A 19,569-nucleotide genomic window follows, 5' to 3' on the forward strand; every position below is an offset into this window, starting at 1 on the left:
CCATATTCTATTGAATTAACAGTCTTAATTATACGCTGTTGCTCTAATTCAGTTAGCCTGTTAGGTGGTCGCTTTATCGTACTTGTTCGCTTATCTGTCATATCATCAGCTTCAATCCAGCGTTGAATTGTTCTTGCCGTTAGACCAAGTAACTCACATGCTTTTTCTTGCCTTGCCCCTGATTTCTGCGCGTCGGTAATGAGCTCTATCAGTTCATGACGTTCAGTTGAGCTGGTTAATCGTCCTCGTTGAAACCCCAAAGCGCATCTGCTTTTGTTTTGAGTACGAGTAAGGCGGCTGTTTCTGCTAACGCTTTGTCTTTACGATTAAGCTCTTTTTGAAGCTGCTTAATTTCTTGTTTGAGCTGTTTACTGTCTGATTTTACGGGCTTCGTTGAAGGCCCTTTAGCAAAATCTTGCTTCCATTGTTTAATATGATGCGGGTAAAGCCCCTTAGCACGGCAATATTCATTAAGAGCTGCTTCATCTAAACTCGCACATTCAATAATGGCGTTAAGCCTTTCTTCTAAGCTCCAGTCATGAGGGCGTTTTTCTATTGTCATGTGACTACCATTATTTTTAGTTTCAAGTTCATGGTTTTTAGCAAGCGCGATCCATCGTTGCAAGGTTGAATAACCGATGCCTAAATCAAGCGCAATATCTTCTAGGCGAACATCATCACATTGAGATAATGCTTTTTCAACAGCTTGAACTTTAAATTCTTGTGTAAATCGACGTCTCATTTTATCTGCCTCTATTAAAAGTTAGAGGCGACAACTATCCTGACACAGGGGGCATGCTTTATTAGCAAGACTTAGCCTGATTACTACCTCTAAAAGCGCAGCGTCTCTTAACCTCTTTGTGAATAAATCGCTTATTATGAGCGTAAAGAAACTTTAATAATTATTCAAAGCATGTAAACAAAAAAGCCCCGCTATTTATCAAATAGCGGGGCTTTTTAATAAGTGTTAGTTATTAATCAACACTCATTGTTTTAGTCGTTGCAGAGCTTGCACGACCAGCAGGTTTGATAGAACCTGCACGTAAACCACTGTCTGGCACTAGTTCACGTTTATCGTGAGCCATTGCTACAGATGTATGTTTTACTTCGCTATCAGCTACAGGAGTAGGTTGTGCCATTGGCGCACTTGCAGACCCTTGAGTTACCGCTGTTTTAACATGCGGTGCTGATTTTTCAGTTTTCACTTTTGCTTCAACTTTAGCTGGCTCTTCAGTTACTACTGGCGTTTCAACTTTAGTTGGTTCTTCAGTTACTACTGGCGCTTCAACTTTAGCTGGCTCTTCAGTCACTACTGGAGTTTCAACTTTAGCTGGCTCTTCAGTTACTACTGGAGCTTCAACTTTAGCTGGCTCTTCAGTTACTACAGGAGTTTCAACTTTAGCTGGCTCTTCAGTTGCTACTGGAGTTTCAACTTTAGCTGGCTCTTCGGTTGCTACTGGAGCTTCAACTTTAGCTGGCTCTTCAGTTACTACAGGCGTTTCAACTTTAGCTGGCTCTTCTACAGCTTCAACTTTTGCTAAGTCTTCAACTGCAACGGCTTGTTCAACTTGTTGCGCTGCATCCACAGGTGTTTCTTCAGATTTAGCTTTAAGCTCTGCTTCATATTCTGCAGCAGCTTGATCAGCAACTGGAACAAATGCAGGGGCTTCGTCAGATTTAACTTCTGCTTCACCTTCAGGACGTCGACGACGTTGACCTGATGCACGAAGATGACGAGGAGAACGGCGTGAACGTGTACGTGTTTGCTCTTGCTCGTCTTCAGTAGTTGCTGCTTCATCGTTAGAATCAACAACGTCAACTTTCTCTTCTTTAATGTGAGCTGTTTTTTCTGCCGGAGCTTGTGTTTGCTTTTCTACAACAGGTGCTTGGTCTTGAACTTGTGGAGTGTCAGTAACTACCGCTTGTTCAGGTATTTGCTCTGTTGAGTTAGCTTGCTCAGCGTTTTCATCTTGCAGACGTACTTTTTTACGTATGTTACGACGTTGACGGCGAACTTTAGGCTTTTGCTCTTTAGGCTCTACAGCTTGAGCTGGCTTAGAATCAGTTTCTACTTCTACTTCTGCTTTTACAGGAGCTTCAGTTTTAACTTGATCTTTTTCTTCGCTTTTATGCTCTGGGCGCTTACGAGAGTTAGGGTTACGACGACGCTTATTGCGGTTCTCGTTTCTCTCTTGCGTCTCGGTGCTTGTTGCTGCTGGTGAGTCTGTTTTAACTTCCTCTTCAGCTGCAGGGCGCTCATTGCGTGGTTTATTAGTGCGCGGGTTATTATTACGACGACGTTGGTTGTTATTACGACGACGATTATCGTTACCACGGCGAGCGTTATTACGCGCTTCTTGCTGCTCTTTTTCTACAGCTTCTTTTTTCTCTTCTACTGTTTCGCTTGCAAATAACGATTTAAACCATTTAGTGATTGCTTCAAACAAGCCACCTTCAGTTTTAGTCTCTGTTACTACTGGCTGAGCTACTGGTGTAGGCGCTGCTTGTGGAGCCGGTGTAGAAGGCATTACAACACCTTTTAGCATTGGCTCTTCACGTACTGGTGCACTTGGTGATTTTGACATCTCAAATGCTTCAGGTTCTGGCGCAACAACTTGTCCGTAACTTACCGTTTCAAGTGTTTCGTCTTTACGTAAACGCATAACTTCGTAATGTGGTGTTTCCATATGTTGATTAGGAATAATCACTACGTCACATTTATGATGTTTTTCAATGCGATGAACACTACGACGTTGCTCATTTAATAAATAAGCAGCAACGGCAACAGGCACTTGTGCATTGACTTGTGCTGTGTTGTCTTTAATTGCTTCTTCTTCAATTAAACGAAGAATAGAAAGTGCGATAGATTCGTTTGAACGAATAGTACCTTGGCCACTACAACGTGGACATGGGCCTTGGCTTGCTTCACCTAATGAAGGACGCAAACGCTGACGCGACATTTCAAGTAAACCAAAGCGTGAAATTTTACCAATTTGAACACGAGCACGATCTGGACGAGCAGCATCTTTTAAACGATTTTCTACTTCACGTTGATGACGCGGAGGTGTCATATCGATAAAGTCGATAACAATTAAACCACCTAAGTCACGAAGACGTAATTGACGTGCAATCTCATCGGCCGCTTCTAAGTTAGTATTAAGTGCTGTTTCTTCAATATCGCCGCCTTTAGTTGCTTTAGACGAGTTGATATCGATAGACGTTAGTGCTTCAGTTGGGTCAATTACAATTGAACCACCAGAAGGCAAGCGTACTTCACGCTGGAACGCAGACTCAATTTGGCTTTCAATTTGGTAATGCGTAAATAAAGGAGTGTCACCTTGATAAAGCTTAACACGGCTCATAAAGTCAGGACGAAAACGCTCAATGTGCGCTTTAGCTTCTTCAAAAACACGTGGTTTATCAATTAAAATTTCGCCAATATCACGACGTAAATAATCGCGTATCGCACGGAATATTACATTGCTTTCTTGGTGTATTAAAAATGGCGCTTTAGCACTATCGGCTGCTTGTCTAATTGCTTCCCAATGTACTAATAATGCTTTTAAATCGTAGTTTAATTCTTCAAACGATTTACCAACACCCGCTGTACGAACAATTAAGCCCATACCTTTAGGAAGTTCTAAACGACCCAATGCTTCTTTAAGTTCAGTACGTTCATCACCTTCAATGCGACGAGAAATACCGCCAGCACGAGGGTTGTTAGGCATAAGCACTAAGTAGCTACCAGCAACACTGATAAAAGTAGTTAACGCAGCGCCTTTTTGGCCACGCTCTTCTTTATCAACTTGTACTATAACTTCTTGACCTTCTTTGATCACGTCGCGAATGTTAGGGCGACCATGAAAAGTGTAACCTGCAGGGAAGTAAGTACGTGCAATTTCTTTTAAAGGAAGGAAACCATGGCGGTCAGCACCGTAATCAACAAATGCTGCTTCAAGAGATGGTTCAATGCGAGTGATTTTGCCTTTATAAATATTGGCTTTTTTCTGTTCGTGACCTGGGCTTTCGATATCTAAATCATAAAGGCGCTGGCCATCAACCAGTGCTACGCGCATTTCTTCTTGCTGCGTTGCATTGATTAGCATACGTTTCATATTGTTACTCTACTTATTTATGTCGCTGACATGACGATGTTTTTCTCGCCTGTTCAGTTGTCCCTATTTTTAGAATGTGCAGCCTCACGACTGGGTCTTTAACGGAACGGCTCTGTTTCTCGTATGCAGTATTTTAAATGCTGGCAAACAATAGCAATTATTATCGCTATTAAATTCTTAATGGTGCTAAAACTGTCGGCTTTTCAGCTACGTTTACAAGTTTTACCCAGAAGTCGGCCTGTCATATTAATCTTACTAAATATCATTCATATTAGGCGCGTAGGGCTCATTAAGTTGGTGAGCAATACATACTGATGTATCGCTAATATCCGTTTTAAGAGCAAAAATCGCTGCCGATGTTAATGAACGCTTATTTATTAGATTTTTTTAGTTCTAAATAAGCTGCTATACGGTACTACAATAATTGAGCTAGTGCTGAACGACGTTTTTTACGTCGTCACTATCAGACAAATTATCTGTTCATTGCTTTCTCTAGCACGTTAAAAATCGTTTCATGTTCAAACTTAACCAGCAATATATTACGCGCATTGCCGTTAATTGATCGCACGTGTTAACTGAGGAGGCATAAAAGCTTTGGAAAACTTAACTCGGATCTGTATGATCGGCTACCCAGAATGTGCATCACGAATGTTTTAATGTGTTAAAAAGCACCGTTGTTATTTGCAAATACTAAATATTTGCGCTGCTGATTATCCCACTATTATTACAGTGTTAGCAACTAAATTATTTTACTTAAATTAGTGATTAGGCAATGTCAGAAAAAAACGACTTACAAGTAACTTATGTCACGATCAACGAAGACCATTTAGGTCAGCGTATTGATAACTTTCTTATTACCCATTTAAAAGGGGTGCCTAAAAGCGCTATTTATAAACTTTTGCGTAAAGGTGAGGTACGCGTTAATAAAAAGCGTATTAAGCCTGTATATAAACTACAGCTTGAAGATGTACTTCGTATTGCACCTATCAGAGTTGCTGAGCGTGAAGAATTTGTTCCATCAAAATTAGACAAAGTAACTCGCCTTGAAAACGATATTTTATTTGAAGATAAATACCTTATCGTAATAAATAAACCATCAGGTATGGCTGTTCATGGTGGCAGTGGCTTAAGTTATGGTTTAATTGAAGCACTACGCGCACTTCGCCCAGAAGAACGTAGCCTTGAGCTAGTTCATAGGCTTGACCGTGATACATCGGGTTGTTTACTTATCGCGAAGCGTCGTTCGGTGTTAACAGCATTGCATGAACAACTTCGTGAAAAAACAATGGAAAAAAATTACTGGGCACTTGTAGAAGGGCAGTGGGACTCTAAAACTAAAAACGTAACTGAAGGGCTGCGTAAAAATACACTTAAATCGGGCGAGCGGGTAGTACGCGTAGATAACACTGAGGGAAAACCTTCACATACTCGTTTTAAAGTACTTGAACGTTTTAACGATTGCTCACTTGTACAAGCGTCGCCTGTTACAGGTCGTACACACCAAATTCGTGTGCATACGCAATGTAAAGGTCACTCAATAGCGTGCGACGACAAATATGGCGATCAGGGTTTCGACGATTCTATGCGTAAAGTTGGGTTAAACCGATTGTTTTTACACGCACACGATTTAACTTTTTATCATCCTAAAAACGAAACAACGATGCGAGTAGAAGCACCGCTGGATAAAACGCTTAAAAGTACATTACTAAAATTACGTGATGCAAAACTATGATTGCAGTGACTCCAATTAAAAAATATAAGCTCGTTATTTTTGATTGGGACGGCACAGTTATGGATTCAGTCACTAAAATAGTTAACTGTATTCGAAGTAGTGCAAAGTTACTTAACATTGTGCCACCTAGTGACGAAGCAATTAAAAATATTATTGGTATGTCGCTTGAAAAAGCAATTGATGTTTTATTTCCCGATAATGTAGCGCAGCACCAAGCGTTAATTTCAGGTTATAAATATCAATACAGTGTGGATACTACTCCCACGCCTGTATTTGCTAATGTTGTCAGCGTTTTAAATGCCTTAAAAGAGCAGGGCATTGTTTTAGCGGTTGCAACAGGTAAAGGTAGGGGTGGGTTAGATCGTTTGCTTGAACAAAGTAAATTGCGCCACTTTTTTAGTGCAACGCGTACTAGCGATGAAGCGCAATCTAAGCCCTCTCCAGATATGTTGTATCAATTACTAGAAGAGCTTGGCATAAACGCTAATGACGCTGTAATGATTGGTGACACTCAAATAGACATGAACATGGCAAAAGCCGCTGGCATGGATAGAATTGGTGTAACTATGGGCGTTCACAACGCTCAGCAACTAAATGAGCTTAGCCCTATTGCAACGGTAGATAACTATCTGCAGCTGCAACAGGTTTTGCTTGGCTAATTTATTTAACTAGAACTTGTTTTGAGCAGTAAGTACATCAATACCAAGCTCAGCCAGTAGTTGGCTGAGTTTAATTAATGGTAATCCAATTAAGCTATTAGGATCGTCTCCGCTTAGTTTTTCAAATAAACAAATACCCAACCCTTCACTCTTAAAGCTGCCAGCACAGTTATAAGGCTGCTCTGCGTCGCAATAAGCACTAATTTGTGCATCACTGAGAGTTTTAAACGTCACATTAAAAGGTTCTACGCAGGTTTTTTTAGTGCCAGTTACAATATCGTAAACACAAAGCCCTGTTAAAAATGTTACAGTATTACCGCTAAATAAATTTAGTTGTTTTACGGCATTTTGTTTATTATGTGGTTTACCTAAAATTTGATTATTAAACACAGCGACTTGGTCTGATCCAATAGCTAACCCTTTGTTAAAGTGTTTATTAGCTGCTGAGGCTTTTAATTCACTTAAACGCTTAACCAGTTCGGTAGGTGTTTCACATTCAAGTGCTGATTCGTCAACGTCTGGTGAAAACGTATCAAATGGTAAATTAAATTTTTGTAATAAAGACTGCCTAAAAGGCGAGCTTGACGCTAAAATGAGTGGATGCTTCACGGACTGTTTTCCTACGATAATTCAGATTGAGTTAGGATAAATCAGATCCGAGAGTAAAACACGTTAAAAACCACGTAAAAATGGTTTTTTACTTTGACTAACAAACTAACTATCTATATGATGCAGCCCCTATGCAAAAGGTGAAAATTCCCATCACTCTTCATCCAGGCAAAGCAGCGCAGCACCGTTTAAAGTATGACGGAATTGTACCGCTTGAAAAACTTACTCGTTTAGAGAAAGTTGTGCAGGAAGAAGTAGGTGAAATAGCGGTAAAAATACATTGCAAAAACGATGATCAAGGTTTCGCTGTGATTAGAGGCAATTTGTCCACACACGTTACTGTCATTTGTCAACGTTGTAATGGTGATTTAGGGTTGGATTTGGTTCAAGACTTTGCATATTCACCAGTAGGTGAAGATACAGAGTTAGATATTTTTCCAGAAGACTACGATGAAGTAGCGCTTGATGAAAATGGTGAAGTTAACGTTTTTAATTTAATTGAAGACGAACTAATTTTAGCAATTCCATTAGTGGCTACCCACAACGAAGCTTCATGCAGTTATTCAGCAAAGCCTGCCAGCTTTGGTGTATTAAAGGCGGAAGATGATAAACCTAATCCATTTGATATTTTGAAACAACTTAAGAAAGATTCTTAGGAGAAGACTATGGCTGTACAAAAAAGCAAAAAGTCTCGTGCAAGACGCGGCATGCGCCGTTCACACGATGCGATCAGTGGTCCAACTTTAACTGTAGATCAAACATCTGGTGAGACTCATCGTCGTCACCATGTGACTGCAGATGGTTACTACAAAGGCGTTCAAGTAATTTCTAAATAAGAGATTACTTATATGCTGAAAGATCTAACCATAGCGTTAGATATGATGGGGGGCGATTACGGCCCCCGTTCATCTATTCCTGCTGCCGTTTGTGCAGTAAATGCTCATGCCAATTTAACTCTCATTTTATGTGGCAATGAACACGTTATATCTAAAGAACTCGAATCCCTCGATTCTCTACCTCATCCTAGACTCATAATTCGTCACTGTAGTGAAATAGTCACTAATGCCTGTGAACCTGCAATTGCTGTGCGTTCAAAAAAAGATTCATCTATGCGTGTTGCCCTAGATTTAGTTAAATCGGGCGAGGCTCAAGCATGTGTTAGCTCAGGTAATACCGGCGCTCTATTTTTTATGGCTCACTATGTATTAAAAATGCTGCCAGGTGTTAAACGTGCCGCACTCATTTCATCTGTTCCTACAGAGCTTAAAAACCCAGTATATTTACTCGACTTAGGTGCTAATGTGCATTGTGATGCGCAAATGCTCTATCAGTTTGGCATTATGGGCTCTATTGTTGCAGGACAAGCACTTGGTTTGGATAATCCTCGCGTTAGTTTATTAAATATTGGCGCTGAGGACATTAAAGGCCACGACGACATTAAACAAGCTGCACAATTAATGCAGCAAAGCCCACACATAAATTATATTGGTTACAGCGAAGGAAGTGATATTTTTTCGGGTAAGGCTGATGTCATTGTATGCGAAGGGTTTGTTGGCAACGTAGCACTTAAAACATGTGAAGGCATTGCCAAGCTTATTATGAATAAGTTTACAACCGCGCTCGAAAAGCACCTTTTATATAAATGTATGGCGTTTATATTGCGCCCAATAATAAAAAAACTCTATAAAAGGGTGAACCCCGACCAGTATAACGGTGCTTCTCTGGTAGGATTGCGCGGTATTGTCGTTAAAAGTCATGGAAATGCGTCAGCTAAAGCATTTCAAGCAGCAATTGATGAAGCGGTAAAAGAGGTTGAACGTCAACTTCCTGATAAAATAGCCGCTATTTTCGAAAAAACACATTCTAAAGACACGGCGGTTAATCAATAATTGATGTGCCGTGTATTTCATTATTTATTTGTTTAATTAAAAAGAGCAAAGTATGGCACAAAAAATTGCACTTCTATTCCCAGGTCAAGGCTCGCAAAGCGTTGGTATGTTACAAGAACTACTAGAGAGTTCTGACATTGTTAAAGCAACATTTGCAGAAGCGTCAAATGCACTGGGTTACGACTTAGCAGAGCTAGTTCTTAATGGCCCAGAAGAAAAATTAAATCAAACCCACCGCACACAACCTGCATTACTAACTTCAAGTGTTGCTATTTACCGTGATTGGTTAGCAGCTAACCCTGATGCAGACGTTGTTATGGCGGGTCACAGCTTAGGTGAATACTCAGCGTTAGTATGTAGCGATGTATTAAGCTTGAGCGAAGCCGTAAAGCTTGTTGAAAACCGTGGTTTATACATGCAAGAAGCCGTGCCAGCAGGCGTAGGTTCAATGGCTGCTATTATTGGCTTAGGCGATGAAGAAATTAAAGCGGCTTGTGCTGCCTCAGCGCAAGGTGAGGTTGTATCTCCAGTTAACTACAACTCTCCTGGTCAAGTTGTTATCGCAGGCCATAAAGCGGCAGTAGATAGAGCATCGCAAGCATGTAAAGATGCCGGTGCTAAACGTGCATTACCACTTTCTGTTAGCGTACCTTCACATTGTGAGTTAATGAAGCCAGCAGCTGACAAGCTAGCAGCAGACTTAGCCGCTTTAACATTTAATACACCTAAGTGTGATGTAATTAATAATGTTGATGTAAAAGCTGAAACGTCAGCTGATGCAATTAAAGACGCACTAGTACGTCAGCTTTATAGTCCAGTTCGCTGGACAGAAACAGTACAAGCCTTGGTTGCGCAAGATGTAACACAAAGCTACGAATTTGGTCCTGGTAAAGTATTAACAGGACTTGCTAAACGAATTGATAAAGCAATGATCTGTGGCTCAGTAAACGACGCCGCTTCAATTGATGCAGCTAAATAAGAGTATATAAAATGTCTAATTTATTTTCATTAGAGGGCAAAATTGTCCTAATTACTGGCGCCAGCCGTGGTATTGGTAAAGCAATTGCAACAACATTAGTTGCACAAGGTGCAAAAGTTGCAGGTACTGCAACAAGTGAGTCAGGCGCTGCTAAAATCAGTGAATACTTAGGTGACAATGGTAAAGGTTATGCATTAAACGTAACCGATCCTGCATCTATTGAAGCAACACTTGCTGCAATAAAAGCTGATTTAGGCGATATTGACGTACTTGTAAATAACGCAGGTATTACACGCGATAACTTATTAATGCGTATGAAAGAGACTGAGTGGGACGATATTATTGACACTAATTTAAGCTCAGTTTTCCGTTTATCTAAAGCGGTACTTCGTCCAATGATGAAGAAAAAGAAAGGCCGTATTATTAACATTGGCTCAGTAGTGGGTACTATGGGCAATGCAGGTCAAGCTAATTATGCAGCGGCTAAAGCGGGTGTAATTGGTTTTTCTAAGTCACTTGCGCGCGAAGTTGCATCACGTGGTATTACAGTTAACGTAATCGCACCTGGTTTTATTCAAACAGACATGACTGATAATTTAACTGATGAGCAAAAAGCAGCAACACTTGCAAATGTTCCAGCAGGGCGTTTAGGCCAACCAGACGAAATTGCTGCTGCGGTATGTTATTTAGCATCTGACGCGGCTGCGTATGTATCAGGCGAAACTTTGCATGTAAATGGCGCGATGTACATGGTTTAATCGCCATTGTACCTAGATTACTACTTAATAAAGTTAAGTAAGTTACCTCAAAAACATTGAATTATTTGTGAACTTGCTTTAAACATACTTGAAATCGCTGCGAAAATAAGCGATAAAAGACAAAACACACACTCAGAGGTTTGACCAGACAATTATTTATGGTCAAATCATTGAATCAGAGAATTATGCGGCGTAAACTACGCCGCAATCTGAAAATAACGCATTGGCGTTTTTAATAAAGGAAAGAAGAATGAGCGATATCCAAGAACGCGTAAAGAAAATTATCATTGAACAACTAGGTGTTAAAGAAGAAGAAGTTAAAAATGAATCTTCTTTCGTAGATGACCTAGGTGCAGATTCTCTTGATACTGTTGAACTAGTAATGGCTCTTGAAGAAGAGTTTGATACTGAGATCCCAGATGAAGAAGCTGAGAAGATCACTACAGTACAAACTGCTATCGATTACGTTACAGCACACGCTGAGTAATTAATCGCACGTTAAAGGCAGCATCCGCTGCCTTTAATTTTTTATATCCAAACCACCTCAAAGTTCGTGATTCAAAACTTAAGACTCAATGCTCAATTTTAGCTAAAAATTAATTTTGATTGTGTTATGCGTTTTTAATCTATTTTGGGACTAGCACTTTGAGGTAGCTTGGGTATGATCATCCCCTTGTAAAATTCCCCTTATTGGAGGCAAACCGTGGCTAAACGTCGAGTTGTCGTAACTGGCTTAGGAATGTTGACGCCGCTAGGTAATGATGTTCAATCAACCTGGCAAGGCTTATTAGATGGTAAAAGTGGCATTCAAACAATAACGCACTTTGATACATCAAAATTTGGTACTAAATTCGCTGGTTTAATAAATGACTTTGATGCAACTGCATACATGTCAGCGAAAGATACTAAAAAAATGGACTTGTTTATTCAGTACGGTATTGCAGCGGGTGTTCAAGCCTTTAAAGATTCAGGCCTTGAAATCACAGAGCAAAACGCAGCACGCATTGGTGTAGCCGTGGGCTCTGGTATTGGTGGCTTAACACTTATCGAAGAAAATCACATTAAGCTATTAAACAGTGGTCCGCGCAAGTTATCGCCATTTTATGTGCCGTCTACCATTATTAATATGATCTCAGGTCATTTATCAATAATGCATGGACTTCGTGGTCCTAATATTTCAATTGTAACTGCTTGTACAACTGGTTTGCATAATATTGGCCATGCAGCGCGTATGATTGCCTACGGTGATGCAGATGCAATGGTTGCTGGCGGTGCAGAAAAAGCGTGTACCCCAATTGGTATGGGTGGCTTTAATGCTGCACGTGCACTTTCAACACGTAACGACGATCCACAAGCGGCTTCTCGTCCTTGGGATAAAGACCGCGATGGCTTTGTGCTTTCTGACGGTGCTGGCGTTGTTGTAGTAGAAGAGTACGAACATGCTAAAGCACGTGGCGCTAAAATTTATGCTGAGCTTGTAGGCTTTGGTATGAGTGGCGACGCGTATCACATGACGTCACCACCAGAAGATGGTGCGGGCGCGGCACTTGCAATGCAAAACGCACTAAACGATGCGCAAGTAAACGCTGAGCAAATTGGTTACATTAACGCACACGGCACATCTACAAACGCAGGCGATAAAGCAGAAACTGCGGCTGTTAAGTCTATTTTTGGTAATGCAGCTAAAGATGTGATGGTTGGCTCGTCTAAATCGATGATGGGTCACTTGTTAGGTGCTGCCGGCTCGGTTGAATCGATTATTTCGATTTTATCGCTGACAGATCAAAAAGTGTCGCCAACTATCAATCTTGATAACCCAGACGAAGGGTGTGACTTAGATTATATCGCTCACACTGCACGTGATGCAAAGTTAGACTTTGCACTGTGTAACTCGTTCGGTTTTGGTGGTACTAATGGCTCGTTGCTATTTAAAAAGGTATAATCTTTTTTAACAACGAATCAAATTATAAGAGCTCAGTTGTTTAACTGGGCTTTTTTTATATGCCAAACAAAATGCAAACAATAATAGCAGCAGATCAAAACAGCACTTTAAGCACGCGTGACAGGGGCTTAAATTACGGTGATGGCTTTTTTACAACGGCTAAGGTTATTGAAGGGCAAGTACAGTATTGGGCTCATCATAAAGCGCGCCTGATTGAATGCGCACAGCGCTTGAGTTTTCCTGAGTTAGACTTTAATAGCCTTGAAAACCAAATTGCTTTACATATAAACGCTGCATCACTAAACGTGCTTAAAATCCTGGTAACGCGCGGCGAAGGCGGACGTGGTTATGGGCTACCCAGTGAGTGTAATGTCACTATTTTATTGAGTGTATTAGATTACCCTCGTAATTACAGTGAGCTTGCTAAAAAGGGTGTAAATCTCGAAATAAGCCCTATTAAGTTAGCGGCACAGCCTTATTTAGCTGGCCTTAAAACATTAAACCGGCTCGAGCAAGTGCTAATTAAAAAAGCAATGCAAACACAAGACTGCGACGATGTACTCGTACTTGATTACAACAACAATGTAATTGAAGCTTCAGCCGCTAATATTTTTGCGATTAAAAATAAAAGTGTGTTTACGCCCTTGCTTGATGAGTGCGGAATAAAGGGCGTTTATCTACAATCGTTATGTGATAAATTGCCTGTTGAATTTAAACGCGTGAAAGTAGAAGACTTAACCCAAGCAGACGCCGTGTTTGTGTGTAATAGCTTAATGGGAGCAGTACCTGTAAAACGTATTGAGCAACAGGTATTTAATACAGACGATAGCCACGCATTATTAACTAAATTATTAGCCAAGGAGGCTGAGTGTTAAAAGTTATTTTATCGGTACTTTTTTTAGCTGTTATAACCACTGCTGTTGGTTACCAGCAATTACAAGCAACAATAAATAGTCCGCTACAGGTAGCTAAAAACACACAATTTGAAGTTAAGCACGGCACTGGCTTTAATCAGTTATGCCAACAATGGCAAGCTAATAACTGGGTGGAGAGCTGCTGGCGTTATCAGGTAATTGCCAAATTAGACCCAACACTTACCGACTTAAAAGCAGGGCTTTACGAGCTAACAGTCGATAGCGTTATCAACAACGTAAAAAAAATTAACCAAGGCCAGCAAATCAATTTTAGTTTTACTATTATCGAAGGGCAAAACTTACGTGAAGTGCTAAGTGCTATTAAAAAGGCCAATAATTTACAAAACGATTTAAAAAGTGATGAACTAAGTACACAAATACTGGGTACAAATACGCATCTAGAAGGTTGGTTATTTCCCGACACTTACCATTATCATAATAACGATACCGCAAGCAGTGTATTAAAACGTGCCGCGCAAAAAATGCAGCAAACGTTAGACGATGCTTGGCAGCAGCGCGCAGCTGATCTCCCTTACAAAACAGCATACGAAGCACTTATAATGGCCTCAATTATTGAAAAAGAAACAGGCCTTGCCAGCGAACGACCGTTAATTGCATCAGCGTTTGTTAATCGATTAAACACCAATATGCGCCTACAGACCGATCCAACCGTAATATACGGACTAGGCGCCGATTTTGATGGCGATATTAAATACAAAGATTTGCGCGATTATACGCCTTACAATACATATCGCATTAATGGCTTGCCGCCAACACCAATTGCAATGCCTTCAAAAGCCGCTATTTTAGCTGCAGTTAATCCGCCTCAAAGTGAATACGTTTACTTTGTAGCAAAAGGCGATGGTACCGGTAGCCACCAATTTTCAACCACGTTAAAGCAGCATAATGCGGCAGTTAAAACGTATATATTAAATAAAAAGAATTAAGTTTTATGAAATCAAAATTTATAGTAATAGAAGGGCTAGAGGGCGCGGGTAAATCAACCGCTATTTCGTTATGCCAAGACTTTTTAAATAAACAAAAAATAGACTTCATTAACGTTCGCGAACCTGGCGGCACACCATTGGCTGAATCGCTTCGTACGCTTGTAAAAGCAGAGCACGAAGAAGAAATTGCCTTTGAAACCGAGTTGCTTATTATGTACGCAGCACGCTCGCAGTTAATGCATAATGTTATTACCCCAGCGCTTGATAAAGGCCAATGGGTACTTGCCGATCGTCATGACTTATCGTCTCAGGCTTATCAGGGCGGTGGGCGTGGTATTAGCTCAAATACATTAGCTTCACTTTCGTCAATGGTATTAAAGGGCTTAAAGCCCGATTTAACTATTTACCTCGATATTGACCCAGTAATAGGCCTTGAACGTGCAAAAGGGCGTGGTGAGCTTGATCGTATTGAACAAGAAGCCATTGAGTTTTTTCAGCGTACACGTATGCGTTATGTTGAGCTTGCTAATGACGACAACACAATTAAAACGGTTGATGCAAACCAAAGTATTGATAAAGTACATCGCGATATAACCAATGTACTGCATTCATTTTTTGAAGGCCTAAAATAATATGCCATTGCCGTGGCTACATGATACTCAAGCTCGTTTAGCGCAAAGTTATCGTGCAGAGCGTTTTCATCATGCGCAATTATTTTGTGGGCCTGTTGGTGTAGGTAAATTTGAGTTAAGTGATGAGCTTGGTAATGCTTTGTTATGCCAAAATATTGCTAAGCAGGTAGTAGCGCCTAATAGTATGCTAAAACCTTGCGGGCAGTGTAAAAGCTGTTTACTTACTCTTGCGGGTACTCACCCCGACAAGCGCTTAACGCAGGTAGATGGGCAAAGCATAGGCGTAGACGATATACGTGGCATTAGTGATTTTATGAATCACTCAGCTGCGCAAAATGGTAATAAAGTCGCGATAATCGAAAATTGCGAAAAAATGACTACAGCCGCAGCTAACGCATTATTAAAAACACTTGAAGAGCCAACTAATAGCCGCTTTTTAATATTAACTACAAGCCAACCAGCACAGCTCCCTGCAACTATTTTAAGTCGATGTGCTAAAAGTGATGTAAAAATAACAAATACAGCACTTGCTCAGCAATGGCTAGAGACATTAGATATACCCAACTATAGTTGGTTAGCACTTTTTTATAACCAACCGCTGCAAGTAAAGCATTGGCAACAGCAAGACCAGCTAAAAAATATTGATACACTTTATAAGTTTGCAACTGAGTTTAAACAAAGCCATAATTTCAAAGCGTTAGTCGATATAATAAATAAACAGCCTGAACTTGTTCGTATATTTACTTTGTTTTTAAGCGTGCAACTAAAGCAGCAATTACTGCAAGGTATGAGTTTTGACGCTTATCAAAGTGCGCAAAATGCATTAGGCGAGTTTTTACAAAATAACACACAAGTACTTGGCCTTAATTTACCGCTTGCTGTATCACGATTAGCATACACATTGCGAAATTCTTAAAAGGATTAATCATGCAAGAACTACTAGTAGACATAGACGATTTAGACGAGTTATACCGTTGTTATATGCCTTACTTAAAAAAAGGTGGCTTATTTGTACGTACTAATATGCGTTACGAAGCAGGGCATTCATTAGCACTTAGAGTTACCTTGCCCGATGCCTTAGAAGATGATGTAGTAACAGGTAAAGTGTCGTGGATCACGCCACAAGGGGCACAAAGCTCTAACCCTCCAGGTATTGGTATTAGCTTTTTAGACGATAAAACAAACCTAAACGCTAAAATCGAAAAGCTACTTGGGACTATGTTAAACTCAGGCGATCAAACATATACCATGTAGTTATAGGGTCGGTTTTTCATTGAGATTAACGCCGCCCTATATTGGGTTCTTTTAATTATTAACATAATAAATTAAACGAACAAATTTAAACCCTGAACATAATACAGGCCTTATAGTGATTGTAGATTCTCATTGCCATTTAGATCGTCTTGATTTTGATAAACTAGACTTAAACCTTGACCAAGTTCTTGATAAAGCGCGTGCAAAGCAAATAGAGCACTTTTTATGTGTAAGCGTAACGCTTGATCAGTTTCCAAGCATGCTTGATAAAATTAAGCATTACGACGATGTCTCAGCCTCATGCGGTGTACATCCACTTGATCAAAAAGACGCCCTTAATAAACAGCAACTAATTGACTTAGCCTCACACGAAAAAGTCGTTGCTATTGGCGAAACGGGTCTTGATTACTATTATTCAAAAGATACTCACGCAGTGCAGCAAGCAAGCTTTGTTGGGCATATTGAAGTGGCTAACGAATTACAAAAACCGTTAATTATTCACACCCGTGATGCCCGCGCCGACACCATTAATTTAATGCGTGAGCACAAGGCCGAAAACTGCGGTGGTGTACTACATTGCTTTACTGAAGACTGGGATATGGCTAAAAAAGCCATAGACATGGGCTTTTATATTTCTATTTCGGGCATTGTTACCTTTAAAAATGCTATTGAGCTAAAAGAAGTAGTAAAGCAAATACCGCTAGATAGATTACTAATAGAAACCGACTCGCCTTATTTAGCACCGGTACCGTATCGTGGGCAAACTAATCAGCCAGCATACGTAGAAGACGTTGCTTACTACATTAGCGAACTTAAAGGCATTAGCTTTAATGAACTAGCTAAAGCGACTACCGAGAACTTTTATTCTTTATTTAAATTAGCAGCTAAAGGCTAAATACATGATTACTCACACGGTAAACCTTCCTATTTTACTAATGGGGCCAATGGTGCGCCGTGCAGAGCAAACTGGAGTCTGTATTCAGTTTGCTACCTCCAAATCTGCTAGCTGCCAAATAAACTTATTAAATATTGAGTGTTATAGCGAACAACAAACAATTGCTTTAGGCCAGCATTTATACCTGCATTTTATTGTTATAAAACCAGTAGAAAATCTGTTTCCGGTAGATAAATTATTAAGTTATGAGCTCATCATTGACGATGCAATAATTGATTTATCGCCTTGGTGCTATAGCAATCAAACAACGCCTGCATTTGTAATCCCCAATAAACTCAGTGATATTTTGCATGGCTCGTGCCGTAATGCACATCATCCAGCAAAAGACAGCTTAGTGTCTGCAAGTCACTGGCAAAATACTCAGCGCGGTAATAATAACCAAGGCGCACAATTGCTATTACTGAGCGGTGATCAGGTTTATGCCGATGATGTAGCAGGCCCCATGTTATTAGCTATTCATCAGTTAATTAAAGCCTTAGATATTTATAAAGAGCAACCACTTGCCATTGAGCTGCCCGCCGACATAAATGAGCAACTTTATAATCGGCATTTGTTCTTACCAAAAACGCCTTGGCAAAAACGCTCAAAGTTAGGTGTTGGTTACTGGCTAAAAAAAGACGAACCTCACTTTTCAAGTGTAAAAGCCTACAATCACCTTATCCATTTTGAAGAATATATAGCACTTTATTTATTAAATTTTAGTGCTGCTGCTTGGCAATGCGTTGATATACAAAACACAACGTATTTAGGTCAAAGCGAGCAAAACAAAACTATTTTTAACGCTGAAAAAACAGCATTGATTGATTATGCAAAAGGCTTAACTGAAGTAGAGCGGTTGTTTGCCAATGTATCGACATTAATGATGTTTGACGATCACGATGTAACCGATGATTGGAACCTCACCGCTGGGTGGGAGCAAGCTATAAATGAAAACCCAAGTAGTAAACGGATCATTAATAACGGCTTAATTAGTTATTGGCTTTTCCAAGGAATGGGGAACGATGCACTAAATAAAACAGGCGAGCTACTTACACCTTTTATGCAAAGCCGTACTGCTAATAATTTATGGCAGTTTAAAGCATTTGATAAACCACTAAACGATTTTAGTTTTTGGCATTACGAGTTAACGACAATACCCAAAGTAGTGGTGCTAGATACGCGTACGCACCGCTGGCGAAATGAGCAAAACTTTAACGAGCCGTCAGGTCTACTTGATTGGGAACGTCTCACTGAGCTTGAGGAAAGCCTATTAAGCCACGACCAAGTTATTATTGTATCGCCAGCTCCCGTGTTTGGTGTTAAATCAATAGAAGCCATTCAAGCCATGTTTAACATATGTGGCCAACCACTCATGGTTGACGTAGAAAACTGGATGGCGCACGAAGGCTCAGCCAAAAAGCTACTCGATACATTTAGACGAACCGACACACCTAACGAAACGCTTATTTTATCGGGAGACGTACATTACTCATTTTGCTTTTCAGTGCAAAAGCGTTTTGGCGATCACCCCAATCGAATTTGGCAACTTACCGCCAGCGGTATTAAAAACGAGTTCCCGCGTAAATTAATAAACATACTCGATAAACTAGATTCAATTTTATACGGCCCAAAAAGTCCTTTAAACTTTTTTACCAAACGCTGGCACATGGAAGTAGATAAACACCAAACTATAGGTGAAGGGCAAAAATACTTAGTAAGCGACTCAGCTATTAGTTTAATAACACTAGAGCAAGGAAATTTAGCCCGCTACCAACTCATACATGGTGAAGGGCATTTAACCGAGTTTGATTTAGAAGAACAGTAATTTTTAATCAATAATTAATTAAATAAATTAAAGGCCTATTTGCACAAAGAGAAGCGAAAGAGGAGTAAATGAGAAGACACAATGCCAATCAGAATACAGTTTCGGTGTTCATTCCCTTCTCTAAAAGCGCAGCGCCTCATACCCTCTTAGTGAATAAATTACTAATTACGGAGTAAGGTTGTTAAGAAAGCAATGCTTAATTTATTTAAAAATCAGCTAAAAATCTATTTGCACAAAGAGAAGCGAAAGAGGAGTAAATGAGAAGACACAATGCCAATCAGAATATATTTTCGGTTTTATTACTTCCTCTAAAAGCGCAGCGCCTCTTAACCTCTTAGTGAATAAATCACTTATACAGAGTAAAGTTGTTAAGAAAGCAA

General features: G+C 40.1%; 19 protein-coding genes and 1 pseudogene. 16 read left to right on the forward strand and 4 right to left on the reverse strand.

All coding sequences use genetic code 11. The features are described 5' to 3' along the window. The 3 genes and pseudogenes from GQR52_RS02440 to rne all read right to left on the reverse strand — a co-directional run. Positions 1 to 260 (reverse strand): annotated as a pseudogene (locus GQR52_RS02440) (helix-turn-helix domain-containing protein); the annotation flags it as partial. Further along, positions 236 to 742: a transposase gene (locus GQR52_RS02445; RefSeq protein ID WP_165727322.1), complete on the reverse strand. Its 507-nt coding sequence runs from the start codon at positions 740 to 742 to the stop codon at positions 236 to 238. The pseudogene GQR52_RS02440 and the gene GQR52_RS02445, both read right to left, overlap by 25 nt. Positions 743 to 974: 232 nt before the next feature. Next, the gene (rne, locus tag GQR52_RS02450) at positions 975 to 4,115 is read right to left on the reverse strand and encodes a ribonuclease E (RefSeq protein ID WP_165727323.1); all 3,141 of its coding nucleotides are present in this window, start codon (positions 4,113 to 4,115) and stop codon (positions 975 to 977) included. Positions 4,116 to 4,887: 772 nt separating this feature from the next. Here rne and rluC point away from each other — a divergent pair. Next, positions 4,888 to 5,847, forward strand: a complete 960-nt coding sequence (rluC, locus tag GQR52_RS02455) for a 23S rRNA pseudouridine(955/2504/2580) synthase RluC (RefSeq protein ID WP_165727324.1) — start codon at positions 4,888 to 4,890, stop codon at positions 5,845 to 5,847. Next, positions 5,844 to 6,506, forward strand: coding sequence for an HAD-IA family hydrolase (locus GQR52_RS02460; RefSeq protein ID WP_165727325.1), 663 nt, complete (start codon positions 5,844 to 5,846; stop codon positions 6,504 to 6,506). The genes rluC and GQR52_RS02460 overlap by 4 nt, the downstream gene beginning before the upstream one ends. 9 nt (positions 6,507 to 6,515) lie before the next feature. Here the strand turns inward: GQR52_RS02460 and GQR52_RS02465 are convergent, their stop codons facing one another. Beyond that, a complete protein-coding gene (locus GQR52_RS02465; RefSeq protein ID WP_165727326.1) occupies positions 6,516 to 7,115 on the reverse strand; it encodes a Maf family nucleotide pyrophosphatase in 600 nt (199 codons plus the stop codon). Positions 7,116 to 7,246: 131 nt separating this feature from the next. On the opposite strand from GQR52_RS02465, the gene yceD reads away from it, so the two are divergent. From yceD to GQR52_RS02535, 14 genes are all read left to right on the forward strand, one after another. After that, positions 7,247 to 7,771 carry a 23S rRNA accumulation protein YceD gene (yceD, locus tag GQR52_RS02470; protein WP_007585727.1) on the forward strand — a complete coding sequence of 175 codons (525 nt, stop codon included), beginning with the start codon at positions 7,247 to 7,249 and terminating at the stop codon, positions 7,769 to 7,771. 9 nt (positions 7,772 to 7,780) lie between these two features. Beyond that, positions 7,781 to 7,951 carry a 50S ribosomal protein L32 gene (gene rpmF, locus GQR52_RS02475; protein ID WP_002962381.1) on the forward strand — a complete coding sequence of 57 codons (171 nt, stop codon included), beginning with the start codon at positions 7,781 to 7,783 and terminating at the stop codon, positions 7,949 to 7,951. A gap of 12 nt (positions 7,952 to 7,963) precedes the next feature. Next, complete coding sequence (gene plsX, locus GQR52_RS02480; protein WP_007585728.1) at positions 7,964 to 9,004, forward strand: phosphate acyltransferase PlsX; 1,041 nt, start codon at positions 7,964 to 7,966, stop codon at positions 9,002 to 9,004. Between the two features lie 52 nt (positions 9,005 to 9,056). Beyond that, positions 9,057 to 9,983: an ACP S-malonyltransferase gene (fabD, locus tag GQR52_RS02485; protein WP_165726124.1), complete on the forward strand. Its 927-nt coding sequence runs from the start codon at positions 9,057 to 9,059 to the stop codon at positions 9,981 to 9,983. A gap of 11 nt (positions 9,984 to 9,994) precedes the next feature. Beyond that, entirely contained in the window at positions 9,995 to 10,741 is a 747-nt protein-coding gene (gene fabG / locus GQR52_RS02490) for a 3-oxoacyl-ACP reductase FabG (RefSeq protein WP_007585730.1), read from the forward strand. Between the two features lie 250 nt (positions 10,742 to 10,991). After that, on the forward strand, positions 10,992 to 11,228 hold the full coding sequence (acpP, locus tag GQR52_RS02495; RefSeq protein ID WP_002962377.1) for an acyl carrier protein: 237 nt from the start codon (positions 10,992 to 10,994) through the stop codon (positions 11,226 to 11,228). A 216-nt stretch (positions 11,229 to 11,444) separates the two neighbouring features. Next, positions 11,445 to 12,683: a beta-ketoacyl-ACP synthase II gene (gene fabF, locus GQR52_RS02500; RefSeq protein ID WP_165727327.1), complete on the forward strand. Its 1,239-nt coding sequence runs from the start codon at positions 11,445 to 11,447 to the stop codon at positions 12,681 to 12,683. Positions 12,684 to 12,742: 59 nt separating this feature from the next. Next, a complete protein-coding gene (pabC, locus tag GQR52_RS02505) occupies positions 12,743 to 13,558 on the forward strand; it encodes an aminodeoxychorismate lyase (protein WP_165727328.1) in 816 nt (271 codons plus the stop codon). Further along, on the forward strand, positions 13,552 to 14,544 hold the full coding sequence (gene mltG, locus GQR52_RS02510) for an endolytic transglycosylase MltG (RefSeq protein WP_165727329.1): 993 nt from the start codon (positions 13,552 to 13,554) through the stop codon (positions 14,542 to 14,544). The genes pabC and mltG overlap by 7 nt, the downstream gene beginning before the upstream one ends. Before the next feature lie 5 nt (positions 14,545 to 14,549). After that, positions 14,550 to 15,176, forward strand: a complete 627-nt coding sequence (tmk, locus tag GQR52_RS02515) for a dTMP kinase (RefSeq protein ID WP_007585737.1) — start codon at positions 14,550 to 14,552, stop codon at positions 15,174 to 15,176. Position 15,177: 1 nt separating this feature from the next. Further along, a complete protein-coding gene (locus GQR52_RS02520) occupies positions 15,178 to 16,092 on the forward strand; it encodes a DNA polymerase III subunit delta' (protein ID WP_165727330.1) in 915 nt (304 codons plus the stop codon). Positions 16,093 to 16,103: 11 nt separating this feature from the next. Continuing rightward, complete coding sequence (locus GQR52_RS02525; RefSeq protein WP_002962367.1) at positions 16,104 to 16,430, forward strand: PilZ domain-containing protein; 327 nt, start codon at positions 16,104 to 16,106, stop codon at positions 16,428 to 16,430. Between the two features lie 115 nt (positions 16,431 to 16,545). After that, positions 16,546 to 17,325: a YchF/TatD family DNA exonuclease gene (locus GQR52_RS02530; RefSeq protein ID WP_007585741.1), complete on the forward strand. Its 780-nt coding sequence runs from the start codon at positions 16,546 to 16,548 to the stop codon at positions 17,323 to 17,325. A gap of 4 nt (positions 17,326 to 17,329) precedes the next feature. Next, positions 17,330 to 19,189, forward strand: coding sequence for an alkaline phosphatase D family protein (locus tag GQR52_RS02535; protein ID WP_165727331.1), 1,860 nt, complete (start codon positions 17,330 to 17,332; stop codon positions 19,187 to 19,189). The last annotated feature ends 380 nt before the right edge of the window (positions 19,190 to 19,569 follow it).

The organism is Pseudoalteromonas sp. 31A1 (genome assembly GCF_011378815.1).
GTDB lineage: Bacteria > Pseudomonadota > Gammaproteobacteria > Enterobacterales > Alteromonadaceae > Pseudoalteromonas > Pseudoalteromonas arctica.